A 12,683-nucleotide genomic window follows, 5' to 3' on the forward strand; every position below is an offset into this window, starting at 1 on the left:
TTGTCATCGATGGCGCGAGTCCAGTAACTTACAAAAAATGACAGTTCCCACTTGTTTCCATAATTGTCAGAATGTTATAATTATATCAGGAAAAGCAAGGGGGGAAACGTAATGACAGGCTTAGTGAGATTACAGGCAGTTATTGCGTTTTGGGATCGCGACGGGGTGGGGAAAAAGAAAAAAGTCGACTTGTGTCCATGTTGTCATGCGCCAGGTGGCCAAGTAGAAAAAGTGGGAGAAAAATGGTTGTGCCACATTTGCGAGACGGTAATGAGCGAAACAGAGCTAGGCATATAGACATAACCCTGTGATGTTGTATTTGCTGGTCTCAAGCGGGCCAAATTGCTTTCAGTTGACAAAACCCCCTTCACATGCGGGTGAAGGGGGTTTTGTCAACTCCACGTATTGCGGCTCCGGCCGGCTTGTCTGGCGTCGGAGTCACGGGCGAGAAAAGCAGCTTCTTCTTGTTTGGCCAGTTCAAGGCGTTGTTCGGCTTGAATCAGGTCGCGGGTGCATTCGCGGAGTTTGCGTTCCCAACGCAATTGCTCCTGCCTGTGAAAACGTTCGATTTCCGTTTCTCCGTGCCGGTGGGCGCGTTGCATTTCATCCTGATGAAAGGCGATCTGCCGCTCGCAGTCTTGGATATCGCGCTGGATGAGCAAGATTTCTTGTTCAAATCGATGTGTGAACATATCATACCTCTTCCAATTTGGGATAAGTGAAGATTTCTTCTTGTCTTTTGGCGATAAACATGCCACCATATGTATGTTCATGGATCTCATCAAAGGTGAAGCTTGTTAATACTTCAAACTGGGTTGCATGGTCTTTGGTCCAGCAATTCAGGCGCTGGATTTCCCCGCGCCGCCATAGGTCTAACGCATCCCACTTGGTGAAAAGGTGAATTTGGCTGGTTGCATTCGGTTTTTTTTTGCTGATGATAAACAGGCCTTTGTCCGTCATTTCGCCGATGTAGGAAGCATCAAATTCAACCGACACCTCGTAAGGACCGGCATGCTCCTCAGTCCAGGCCGGAATGGCCGAGCCATGGGCGTGCCAGCTTTTCCAGTAATCCCAAGTAGTGAATAAAAGAAGTTTGTTCATGTCTCCCCGCCCTAACATTGGATGGATATCTCTCTAATCCTATTTTAAGTGATAATATCCAAATTATTCAATTTATTTTGGCGAGCTACTGAAGTCGTCGCTATCTGGAGGGAAATTCGCGAAAGAAAAGAGGGAATCGATGGAACGGAGATGGTTTACTTGGTCATTGGTGACTCTGCTCATCTTGCTCATGCTGGTGATGAAGCTACTGCGCCTCAGCGCGTTTCTAATTTTGTTGTTGCTCTTGGTTATTGGGGGAGGCTGGATCATTGGCCGACTATGGAGCAGTAGCAAACGGAAATAACAGCGGGGTCGGCAGGGCACCTACTTCAATATGGACATCTTGGGCTTGCCTTTCATTATAATGGAGAGAGAAGACAGAACGAACAGGAAGTAGAAGTGATACTGTGTGGAAAAAAGAAGCGTATCTGTTGCGGCGGTTGTTTGTGTCGGATGTGGAGATCCCTTTTTTGTTTGCACAATTGATCTATGACTACAAAGAGCGGTCGGGACATGTGGAAGTGTTGTTGGACGAAGTGACAGATCAAACCCAAACCGTCCTAAAGCATCAGGAGAAGTTTAAGCTGCCTGTTGCCTGCGTTACGCAAGAATTTTACCGGATCAGAGGGTTGGCGCGGTGCATGGAGATGTACGACAAGCGTTACCAGTTGCAGTTTGCGTTGGATACGCCGCTGGAGAAGAAGCCGTTTGCGCTGGGGGAATTAGTGAAACCTTATGATATGGTGTCTGTTGAATATGCTGGGACGGTGGTGAAAGGGTTTATCGTCAACTTTTCCAATGACGGGAGTTTTTTGGCACTTCGGGACCCCGATACGCTTCAGATTCAGCTTTTTCCGGTCGCTCAATGTAAAATCACGTTGCTGGATTCGGGGATCAAGTGACGTGAAGGGGAGCGTTGCCGCTTTAACGTGTCATCGCCTGTGTTTGGAGGGAATGTTGCCAATATTGTAAAATAGGGTGGAGCGTAGCATAGCGTAGTTGATGGAGAACGAAGAGTCAGTGGAAGCTGAGTGATGAACCGGGGAGACGAAGATATGGAACACAGGGAGCGACATACGTTGGACGAACAGATTGTCATCGACTTCAGAGAGCGCATGACTTATGGAGAATATCTTCGATTGGACCGTTTGCTGTCCAGCCAGACTCCGTTGTCGGAGCATCATGACGAAATGCTGTTCATCATTATCCATCAGACCAGTGAATTGTGGATGAAGTTGTTTTTGCACGAATTGACATCAGCAATCACCCGGATCAATGAGGATGACTTGGCCACCGCTTTCAAGATGTTGAGTCGCGTATCCAAAATCCAGTCACAAATTATCTACGCATGGGATGTGCTGTCCACCTTAACGCCGACCGAATATCTGGCGTTTCGCGACAAATTGGGTCAAGCGTCGGGATTTCAGTCTTTTCAGTATAGGGAAATCGAGTTTCGCTTGGGCAACAAAAGCGCCGAACTATTGCGGATATATGAGAAAGACCCGGCGTTGCTGGAACGGTTGACCCAGGTTTTGCACGACCCGTCCATCTACGACGCGGCGATTGGGGCTTTGGCACGAGCGGGATTTTCCATCGATCGCGCCGTGTTGGAGCGGGATGTCACTCAGCCGTATCAAGCAAACCAGAGCGTCGCTGCCGCCTGGATGGCCGTGTATCAAGATGTACAACAGTATTGGGAGCTATATGAGTTGGCGGAAAAATTGATGGATGTGGAAGACGGATTGCAGCAATGGCGCTTCCGCCACATGAAGACAGTGGAGCGCATCATCGGCTTTAAACGGGGAACCGGTGGATCATCCGGGGTTCCTTATCTTAAAGGGGTACTGGAACAACGGATTTTTCCGGAGCTGTGGGATGTTCGGACACAATTCTAACGAGCGGGGTGATCGCATGGCAAGAGATCCGCTGACACGCGAATGGGCGGAGAAAATGGATCAGACAGACGAGCTGTCCAGCTTTCGCCAAGAATTTTACATCCAAGAAGGCACCATTTATCTGAACGGCAACTCGTTGGGGCTGATGTCCAAACGGGCGGAAGCTTCCTTGCATGCCCAGTTGGAGTCATGGCAACGCTACGGCATCGACGGTTGGACGCAGGGCAAACGACCTTGGTTTTTCCTGGCTGAATCGTTGCGGGGCGGCTTGGCTCCCCTCGTCGGTGCCAAAGAGCATGAAGTGATTGTAACCGGATCGACGACGGTGAACATTCACCAATTGCTTGCGACATTTTACCGCCCACAAGGCAAACGTACCAAAATTGTGGCCGATGCCCTCACGTTCCCTTCGGACATTTATGCACTACAAAGCCAACTGCGGCTGTTTGGGTTGGACCCTGAAACGCATCTGATTCAAGTCCAAAGCAGGGATGGCCGCCTGTTGGATGAAGAGGAGATCATTCGCCAGCTGACAGATGAGGTGGCGTTGGTCTTATTGCCCACGGTTTTGTATGGGAGTGGTCAGCGTTTGGACATCGAGCGGGTGACAAAAGCGGCGCATGAGCGAGGAATCGTGATCGGGTGGGATGCTTGCCATTCCATCGGAGCCATGCCGCATGAGTTTCACCGCTGGGGTGTCGATTTCGCTGTCTGGTGTTCGTATAAATACTTAAACAGTGGTCCCGGCAGCGTGGGCGGGTTGTTTGTCCATGAAAAACATTTGCCGGCATTGCCAGGCTTGGCGGGTTGGTTCGGCTCAGATAAAGAGCGCCAATTTGACATGGAGCACACCTTTATCCCGGCAGGGGATGCGGGAGCGTTTCAAATTGGCACTCCCCATATCCTGAGCATGGCGCCCATGGCGGGATCGCTCGAATTGTTTGCTGAGGCAGGCATAGATCGGATTCGGGCTAAGTCGCTCCGCCTCACCGGCTACTTGATGGCATTGGTAGATGGGTGGCTTACGGGGATGGGGTTTGAGATTGCCAACCCCCGGGAGGATGAGCGGCGGGGAGGCCATGTTGCACTGGTGCATTCTGATGCCGTCCGGATTTGCAAAGCGTTGAAAGAGGAGGGAGTTATCCCCGATTTTCGCGCGCCTGATGTGATTCGCTTGGCACCGACGGCCCTGTACACCTCTTTCGTGGAAGTATGGGAAGCGGTCAATCGGCTGAAGCGAATCATGACAGATAAGACATACGAACAATTTCCCAACGAGCGAGGAGTCGTGGCATAAATGGATTGGTATGATATTTCTGCGCCCCTTGTCAATGGCATGCCGGTGTGGCCGGGGGATACCCCCTATCAGTTTGGCTTACAATGGACCAAAGAGGAAAGCGGATCGGTCAATGTCGGAAGGTTGACACTCAGTACCCATACCGGTACGCACATCGATGCACCTTATCATTTTGATGAAGATGGGAAAAAAACGCATCAACTCGATTTGTCCGTTTATATGGGGCCAGCGCGCGTCATCTATCTGCCGGATTGCGCCCGCATCGGCAAAGCGGAGTTGTCCGCCCATGACTTGCGGGGAGTGGAGCGGCTGCTCATCCGTACGGACGCTTGGCAGGAGAAGGAGACGTTTCCCCATGTGATTCCTCATGTGAGTCCTGACGCGGCGCATTACTTGAAAGAAAGTGGCGTACGGTTGCTGGGGGTGGACGTTCCTTCAGTCGATCCGATTGATAGCAAGGAGTTGGAGGCGCATCACGCGTTACATCAGCAAGGCATTCACATATTGGAAGGAATCGTTCTCAGCCACGTCCCTGACGGGGATTACGAACTTATCGCCTTACCCTTGCCGATTATTGACGGCGACGCCAGTCCAGTGCGGGCCATACTCCGGGTGAAGTGAATCATAACTCATAAATAAACAGACATCCCCTTGGCTTATAGGGGGATGTCTGTTTGTGTGGTGGCCTATGCGTGAAACCGTTCATTGACCAGCGTGATTTTGCCCAAAGCTTGTCCACTAGCCAAGCGCTGGTGCGCCTGAGCGACATCGCGGAATGTGTAGGATGTGCCATCGAGCAGGGGCTTCACCTGCCCTTGTTCCACCAAGGGGACGAGCTCGCGCAGCACTTGTCCGTGCCGCTCCAATCCCTTTCCGGAGAGGAGGGGCAACATCAGAAAAATGACATGCAGCGTAAGGCCCTTGTTATGAAGCGGGGTCAAGTCATGCGTCGACCGCGCTGCGATGGCTGCCACGGAACCGCCCGTTTTTACCGCGGCGAAGGAACGATCGAGATTCTCCCCTCCCACCGTGTCGAAAACCAAGTCAAAGCCGGTGCCGTCTGTGTATTTGTTGACATATTCGTCTACCGTTTCCTCACGATAGTTGATGACTGCGTCAGCACCCAGTTCCTTGGCGATTTGCGCTTTCTCGGGAGTGGAGACAGTCGTGTGCACCACAGCTCCTGCCGCTTTGGCCAATTGCACGGCGACGTGGCCGACACCACCCGTTCCGCCGTGAATCAGGATGCGTTGGCCCGCTTGCAAGTTTAATCGGTCAAACAATGCTTCCCATGCCGTGAGCGTCACCAAGGGCAAGGCGGCCGCTTCCTCAAATGAGAGGGAAGGTGGTTTTTTGGTGACGGAAGCGGCTGGGACGAGGAGATAGTCTGCCAAAGCTCCGTTTCGGGTACAGGCGTAGACTTCATCACCTTCTTGCAGATGGGTGACGCCCTCCCCCACTTCTTCCACTACTCCTGCCACATCCCCATGCAGGATCGCAGGGAACGGCGGAGCCAGATGGGGCACTGCACCTGCTCGAATTTTGGTGTCGATGGGGTTAACGCTGGTGGCGGCGACACGAATCAGAACGGAATTCGGCGTGACCGTGGGTCGCGACTGTGTCATTTCTTCAAAAACGTCTGGCCCACCAAAGTGACGGATGACCATTGCGCGCAAAGAAAATCCCTCCTCCGTTTTTTTTCAATATAGCACACATTTTGCCTCCATCCTCATTCAATATGGTTACATAGGTTGTTTACCACTTTTACTTGCTAGGGCGTGTCTGATGCATAGGCCGGCGGCTCCAATCCCCTTTTCTCATTCACTATACTTGTGCATCTGCGCTCCCTCTCAGACAAAAAATTTTTTGTCGTCGCTTCTTCCCCACAAAAAATGCGCCGGACTCCATTAGGAGCCCGGCATTGGCCGTCGAAAGGTCATTTGGTGCTACAGGATTTACCGATGACGCTGTACGGGCAGTCTGCCTTTTCAGCGACATACAAGACCGCCTCTTTGTTGCGGCTGGTTTCCCGCTCGATCACTTCATCTGGCGGGTAGAATCCAGGATTGTAACTGGTTGGGTACATTTCAAAGGTGAAGGCAAAGATTTTGTGCTGTCCATAGGCCCAGTCGGTCATATCCCCATCGGTGATGTAGAGATCACTCGATTGTTGTGGGGTGTATCCGTTGGTCCGTGCCATCGTGTTGGCCATGGTTTTGAATACATTGAAGTCGTCTTGTGTCATGTCGCTCGGGACATCGGTATAGGTGTAGCCGTAGGGATACAAAATCAATTCGCTGTAGGTGTGGAATGTAATCAGTGTTTTGATCTGTTGCTTGCCACCGACGACGCGGCTGTTGATGAAGTCACGCATGGCGGCGGTTTCCGGTGCGGAGAAGGCTGAGCGCCCGCGATAGGTTTCACTGGAAGGACTACTGCTGGAACCGCCGCAGCAACCCCATTTGTAACCATAGTTGCGGTTGAGGTCGGTGCCTACATAGCTGGACCCGGAGTTGGGTTGACGGTTCTTGCGCCAGGATTTGTAACTGCCACTGGAGATGTCGTATTCTCCACCGTCGGGATTGATGTTAAACACAATATAAATCTCGCGGTTGTTCACCAGATTGGTGATGCGAGAATCACGGTTGTAGTTTTGAGTGAACAAGTCGAGGGTGTAAAGTGCCATTTCGACAGTGAGGTGTTCACGGGCATGATGGAGGGCAGTGTACAGCACTTCTGGCTCGTTTTCGTCTGTGCCGACATTGTCGCTGATTTTCACAGCCCACAGTTCGCGCCCTTCATAAGATTTGCCGATGCTGAACTTTTTGACGATGTTTGGGTAATTGGAAGCTACGGTGTTGATCTTGTTGACCATTTCGTTGTAGTTATGGTATCCGGAGTCGTAAGAGGGAAAATCTTGTGTGGTCAATGAGGTGTCTACAGTAGCGGTAAATCCTTTTTGCTTGATCTGCTTGGCTTCGGCGGGCGTAGCCAGCACTTTGACGTAATTTTTGCCCACCTCTTCAATCGCCGCACCGGTTGAGGCGATCGCTGAACGCTGTTCTTTGGTGCTGACGCCGTCAATTTTATAGAGCTTGATGCCCAAATCGAAAATGGAAGGGTTTTCGATATTCTGGCTGAAACCGAGCGCGGGCACGCATGCGACGATCAACACAAGCACCAATGACAACGAAAGCCATTTTTTTCTCATGTTGATTCCTCCTGAAGTAATAAAGTGATGAACAAAAAGTTGAAAATTCACTCCTTTCCGGTGAGGAGTTGGTCGATCGGTAGACATTGTTGGAATGGATAAATTGTGTGTTAAGGGGGATTTACTATAGATATATTATTCTGAATATAAAATGAATTTCTATCTCATTTCTAAATAATCCTTCTTTAGAGTAAAAAATTATCCTTTTAATTAAGAGATAAAACAGGACGTGCAAATTGCTTTCTAAATGCAGATAAGGCAGGTACGGCTTGCGTCCTATCCGTCCAATCGGAAAGGTCAAGCGGTACCTGCCTTACTCTTCTGCTCAGTACTCAAAGGTTCATCAACCTCAATTCGTTTAAGTTTCATATGTTGAGAATCACTTTGGCAATGCTGAGATAAATAATCAAGCCAGTGCCATCAACCAACGTGGTGATCAGCGGTCCCGAGACGACAGCCGGGTCAATTTTGAGCCGGTGGAGAACCAAGGGCAAAATCGCGGAAACGATGGAAGACCACAAGACGATAAACAGTGCGGACAAAGCCACCACATAGCCAATCGATGTTTCCACACCCATCATCGCAGCACGGATGAGGCCGATCACGCCGAGGGAAAGCCCTAAAAACAGGCCGGTCAACATCTCCTTGCGCATCACCCGAAAAAGGTCGCCAAATTTGACTTCGCCGATGCCAAGGGCTCGAACCAGGGTGCTCACGATCTGAGAACCGGTGTTGCCGCCAGTGCCGATCAGCAATGGAATGAAAAACGAAAGGGCGACGACTTGATCCAATGTGCTTTGGTAACTCTCCAACACGGTCGCGGTATAAGCGCCTCCGACAAACAGGATCATCAGCCAGACAATCCGTTTTTTGTACAAGCTGAATATGGACGTTTTGAAATAGGGTTCATCCAAAGGTTGGCTACCGCCCAGCTTGTGGATGTCTTCGGTGGCTTCTTCATGAATGACATCTACCACGTCATCGTAAGTGATGATACCGATCAATCTCCGTTGGTGGTCAACGACAGGTAGGGCATAGAAGTTATAGCGTGACAAGATTTGGGCTACTTCTTCTTGCTCCATCTCGGCCGGCACGGAAATAAACTCCGTGGTGGCGATGTCGATGAGGTGTGTCTGTGGTGGGGCAAGGATGATTTCTTTTAAGGAGACGATGCCCATCAATTCCCCGCGCGTGCCAGTGACATAGATGTAAGAGACGATCTCCGCTTCGTGTCCGACTTTGCGGATATGGTTGATCGTGTGTTCTCCAGTCCAATAAGCACGGGCTGAAATGTAGTCGACCGTCATCAAGCTTCCGGCGGTGTATTCGGGGTAGCTCATCAAGTTGTTTATCTGTTCCCGATAATCGGCGGGAAGCAGGCGGAGCATTTTTTCCGCTTGCAACGGATGCACCGCAAGCAACATGTCTACTACCGTGTCACTGGACATCTGTTTCAACAGCGGCGAGGCGATGTCATCGGACAAGCGGTTCAAGAGGCTGTATTGCAATTCCGGCTCCAAGTATTCAATGGCTTCTGCGGCGTCCGTCAAGGGCAAGTGGGTAATCAATTCCAAGCGAGCCGCTTCATCCAATTCCCGCAACACTTCCGCAAGGTCGAAAGGTTGGAGTTGATCCAACAGACCGAGCAAACGTTCCGTGTCTAGCGGGCTTTTGAGCGTTAGTTCAATTTCGCTTCTCAGCAGGGCATTGTTCATGCAGTCCCCCCCTTTTTCAAACAATAAAAAAACCCACTCCATTAGGAAGAGGGGTGCAAGGCAAATAAGCCCATAGCAAAAATGAGCTTCGCTTTGCTTATCTCCCTCATTGAGCTTTGGCACTGAACGGCATAGGCTAAGCCAGCTACGTTAGAAAAGACCTTCGTTCCGATCTTTCCTGCTGACCCATTGGTGTCTCTCGACATTTTTGGGCAGTAGCGTCTCTCCGATCAGGAGCCTCACCTAATAGAGATAAGAAAAAAGGATGTAGTTATTCAACGTAGTCAGTATAACTTCCGCGAAATCAAATTGTCAATTTATTTTATGACGGCGGAGGTAAATGTGTCCATCGTGGATTGGCGAGCGGAAGGGCGGTCGCTTGAATTTTAATAGAAAATTCTGTATAATTATATTGGACGACCGTATACCCCTCATCGTAGCACTTCCGGTTTCCCACCTACCTCCCTCTTTCCATCATATCACCGGTTTGCTCTAGAGCGTGTCTGATGAACAGGCTCACGGTTCCAAAACCATTTTCTTCTTCGTTTCATATGTGCATCGGCGTTCCTCGGGAAGAGGTTTTTCCGCCGCTTCTTTCCTACCAACTTGATTCAGCAGACGCGCCTTAGCACAAGTGCATATACCAATTCTCACACCATTGCATTTAATAGATAAAAGCAAAGATAGAGTCATATAAGGGAGGGTGCGCCGTCTTTAGATTCGTATTTTGCAAATGGATGGATGAACGGACAATGCGAAGGCTTGGATCGTAAGGCGGCTAAGACGATGATTGTTGGAAAGGGGATGAGCGTTGATGCAGGATAGAAAAGCATTGGAACGGTCGATTGCTGAGATTACGGAGATCGCCAAAGGATTTGGCTTGGACTTTTATCCCATGCGATATGAAATCTGTCCGGCAGACATTATCTATACATTTGGCGCATATGGCATGCCGACAAGGTTTTCCCATTGGAGCTTCGGGAAAGCATTTCACAAGATGAAACTGCAATACGATTTAAACCTGAGTAAAATCTATGAGCTGGTGATTAACTCCAATCCATGTTACGCGTTTTTGCTCAAAGGAAACAGCTTGGTGCAAAACAAGCTGATTGTAGCGCATGTACTGGCTCACTGCGACTTCTTTAAAAACAATTGCCGCTTTTCAAATACCTCGCGAGACATGGTGGAAAGCATGGCAGCGACTGCGGAGCGGATTCGGTTTTATGAATTGAAATATGGCAAAGACGTGGTGGAAGATTTCTTGGATCATGTCTTAGCTATCCAAGAACACATCAATCCCAGCCTGCTTGATGCCAGACGGGGCCACCGGTGGTCGGAGCGAAAAGCGGAGGCGGAATCCAAGCGTAAACCTCCCTCCCCGTATGAGGATTTGTGGAAGCTGGATCGCGACGTCCAACAGGAAACGCGTCCTCTCCCCCGCAAAAAGCGTTTTCCAGAGGAGCCGGAAAAGGATTTGTTGTTGTTCCTGATGCATCACAGTCGCATTTTGGAAGATTGGCAACAGGATATCATGACGATGTTGCGGGAGGAGATGTTGTATTTTTGGCCACAGCTGGAGACCAAGATCATGAACGAGGGCTGGGCTTCATATTGGCACATCCGCATCATGCGGGAATTGGACTTGGATGAGGCGGAAACGATTGAATTCGCCAAGTTGAACGCTTCTGTCCTGATGCCGTCGAAAACGTCGATTAACCCGTATTACCTTGGTTTAAAAATGTTTGAGGACATCGAGAAGCGCTACAACCATCCGACAGAGGAAGAACTGCGGGAACTAGGAAGGGTGCCCGGCCAAGGGCGGGAAAAGCTGTTTGAAGTGCGGGAATTGGAGTCGGATATCTCCTTTTTGCGCAATTATTTGACCAAGGAACTGGTTGAAGAATTGGATTTGTACGTGTATCAGCGGCAGGGAAATGAATGGACGATCACGGATAAAAACTGGGAGCATGTGCGGGATGAGTTGGTAATGAGCCGGATCAACGGGGGGCATCCGGTGATCGTGGTTCAAGATGGCGACTACCTTCAAAACGGGGAGTTGTATCTGGTGCACCGGTATGAAGGGGTTGAATTGGATTTGAAGTATCTCGAGAACACCTTGCCGCATGTTTATGCGTGCTGGGGGCGTTCTGTTCACTTGGAAACGGTAGTTGAAGGGCGGAAAGTGGTCTTTTGTTACAATGGAAAAAAATGCACGCGCAGGTTTGTGTGATTATTGGTCACTGCTGTAAAAGCCAAGCGTCATCAAGCTCTGGAGGGAATCTCCAGGGTTTTTTCTTTTGTTTGTGGTTTTGAAAAGGAAATCATTGCATAATCCTAAATTTGTCTTTTGTGTTAACATGAGGTCGTTCGCAGGGTAACAGCCTGTCCAATTTAAATTTGACAAGGGGGATTCGATGTTAACCAAAAAACATCTGACCAAAGTCACAGGTACACTTGCGGTAACGACCATGCTTTCGGTTGCGGTTCCGTTTAGTGCATCTAATGTCGTCACAGAAACAGGAGAAAAAGGTTTTTGGCAAAATGTTTTAGTGAATATTGGCATTCAAAAAGCAAATGCTGCGAGTAATGAAACTCAGAATATTCAAGCTTTTGGTGACAAGATTATCCAGACTGGTCAAAAATATTTGGGTACTCCGTATAAGTACGGGGCGCGTTCCGGTGACACCCGGTATTTTGACTGCTCTTCTTTTGTGCAACATGTGTTTAAACTAAATGGCGTTTCTTTGCCGCGCTCTTCCCGTCAGCAGGCAACGGTCGGCAAGAGTGTAGCCAAGTCCCAACTGCAAAAAGGGGATCTCCTCTTCTTTAAACTCCGTTCTTCTGGCGGAAAAATCGCCCATGTGGGTATTTATGCAGGTAACAACAAAGTGTTGCACACCTATGGTAAAGGTGGCGTGCGCTTTGATTCATTGTCTACTCCATGGTTGGAATGGGGTCTTGTTTCAGCGAAGCGTGTCGCACCAGCTGGCGTGGATAATACCAATGCGGGCAACCAAGTTGCGGACAAGCCCGGAACAAATCTAGAACAATCAAATGAAGAAGCACAACGACTTACACTTGCAGACAAAATCATTCAAACAGGGCATAAGTATTTGGGCACACCATACGAATTTGGTGCCAAAGCGGGACAAACCGCCACGTTTGATTGTTCTTCCTTTGTTCAATATGTGTACAAGCAACACGGTATTTCCTTGCCACGTTCTTCCCGCCAACAGGCGACAGTTGGTCAAACGGTATCCAAATCCCAATTGCAAAAAGGGGATCTGGTCTTCTTCACCCGTAAAGATACTGCACCCAATGTAGGCCATGTAGCCATCTATGTCGGGGATGGCAAGATTCTCCACACCTACGGTAAAGGCGGCGTGCGTTATGACAGCCTGTCCACAGAATGGTTGGCTAAATCGTATGTTACCGCTAAACGTGTAATTAAATAAATCGGATAC

At 49.6% G+C, this 12,683-nt stretch carries 13 protein-coding genes and 1 riboswitch; of the genes, 8 read left to right on the top strand and 5 right to left on the bottom strand.

The features are described from left to right. Positions 1–111: 111 nt before the first annotated feature. The gene (locus tag NYR52_RS04585; protein ID WP_022735788.1) at positions 112–297 is read left to right on the top strand and encodes a hypothetical protein; all 186 of its coding nucleotides are present in this window, start codon (positions 112–114) and stop codon (positions 295–297) included. 95 nt (positions 298–392) lie between these two features. On the opposite strand, the gene NYR52_RS04590 is transcribed toward NYR52_RS04585, so the two are convergent. Further along, the gene (locus NYR52_RS04590; protein ID WP_022735789.1) at positions 393–692 is read right to left on the bottom strand and encodes a hypothetical protein; all 300 of its coding nucleotides are present in this window, start codon (positions 690–692) and stop codon (positions 393–395) included. A 1-nt stretch (position 693) separates the two neighbouring features. Further along, positions 694–1,101 carry a hypothetical protein gene (locus tag NYR52_RS04595; protein WP_022735790.1) on the bottom strand — a complete coding sequence of 136 codons (408 nt, stop codon included), beginning with the start codon at positions 1,099–1,101 and terminating at the stop codon, positions 694–696. Between the two features lie 139 nt (positions 1,102–1,240). Between NYR52_RS04595 and NYR52_RS04600 the strand changes: the two genes are divergently transcribed. The 5 genes from NYR52_RS04600 to kynB all read left to right on the top strand — a co-directional run bounded on the left by NYR52_RS04600 (position 1,241) and on the right by kynB (position 4,914). Next, positions 1,241–1,405 carry a hypothetical protein gene (locus NYR52_RS04600; RefSeq protein ID WP_259436400.1) on the top strand — a complete coding sequence of 55 codons (165 nt, stop codon included), beginning with the start codon at positions 1,241–1,243 and terminating at the stop codon, positions 1,403–1,405. 103 nt (positions 1,406–1,508) lie between these two features. After that, on the top strand, positions 1,509–2,003 hold the full coding sequence (locus tag NYR52_RS04605) for a hypothetical protein (protein WP_259436401.1): 495 nt from the start codon (positions 1,509–1,511) through the stop codon (positions 2,001–2,003). A 153-nt stretch (positions 2,004–2,156) separates the two neighbouring features. Next, positions 2,157–2,996: a tryptophan 2,3-dioxygenase gene (kynA, locus tag NYR52_RS04610; protein ID WP_259436402.1), complete on the top strand. Its 840-nt coding sequence runs from the start codon at positions 2,157–2,159 to the stop codon at positions 2,994–2,996. 16 nt (positions 2,997–3,012) lie between these two features. Continuing rightward, a complete protein-coding gene (gene kynU / locus NYR52_RS04615; RefSeq protein WP_132220895.1) occupies positions 3,013–4,293 on the top strand; it encodes a kynureninase in 1,281 nt (426 codons plus the stop codon). Beyond that, positions 4,294–4,914: an arylformamidase gene (kynB, locus tag NYR52_RS04620; RefSeq protein ID WP_259436403.1), complete on the top strand. Its 621-nt coding sequence runs from the start codon at positions 4,294–4,296 to the stop codon at positions 4,912–4,914. It abuts the gene before it with no gap. 65 nt (positions 4,915–4,979) lie between these two features. Here kynB and NYR52_RS04625 read toward each other — a convergent pair whose 3' ends face one another. The 3 genes from NYR52_RS04625 to mgtE form a co-directional block, all read right to left on the bottom strand. Continuing rightward, on the bottom strand, positions 4,980–5,969 hold the full coding sequence (locus NYR52_RS04625) for a zinc-dependent alcohol dehydrogenase family protein (protein WP_259436404.1): 990 nt from the start codon (positions 5,967–5,969) through the stop codon (positions 4,980–4,982). Between the two features lie 260 nt (positions 5,970–6,229). Continuing rightward, a complete protein-coding gene (locus NYR52_RS04630) occupies positions 6,230–7,504 on the bottom strand; it encodes a M14 family metallopeptidase (protein ID WP_132219846.1) in 1,275 nt (424 codons plus the stop codon). Positions 7,505–7,869: 365 nt separating this feature from the next. Then, the gene (gene mgtE, locus NYR52_RS04635; protein WP_022735798.1) at positions 7,870–9,219 is read right to left on the bottom strand and encodes a magnesium transporter; all 1,350 of its coding nucleotides are present in this window, start codon (positions 9,217–9,219) and stop codon (positions 7,870–7,872) included. 95 nt (positions 9,220–9,314) lie between these two features. Beyond that, positions 9,315–9,477, bottom strand: a riboswitch (M-box (ykoK) riboswitch). Between the two features lie 556 nt (positions 9,478–10,033). Here mgtE and NYR52_RS04640 point away from each other — a divergent pair. Next, positions 10,034–11,449 (top strand): SpoVR family protein, encoded by a 1,416-nt coding sequence (locus NYR52_RS04640; RefSeq protein WP_132219847.1) that lies wholly within the window; start codon positions 10,034–10,036, stop codon positions 11,447–11,449. Positions 11,450–11,633: 184 nt separating this feature from the next. After that, a complete protein-coding gene (locus NYR52_RS04645; protein WP_259436405.1) occupies positions 11,634–12,674 on the top strand; it encodes a C40 family peptidase in 1,041 nt (346 codons plus the stop codon). Positions 12,675–12,683 lie beyond the last annotated feature (9 nt).

This window comes from Laceyella sacchari (assembly GCF_024927925.1).
Classification (GTDB): domain Bacteria; phylum Bacillota; class Bacilli; order Thermoactinomycetales; family Thermoactinomycetaceae; genus Laceyella; species Laceyella sacchari.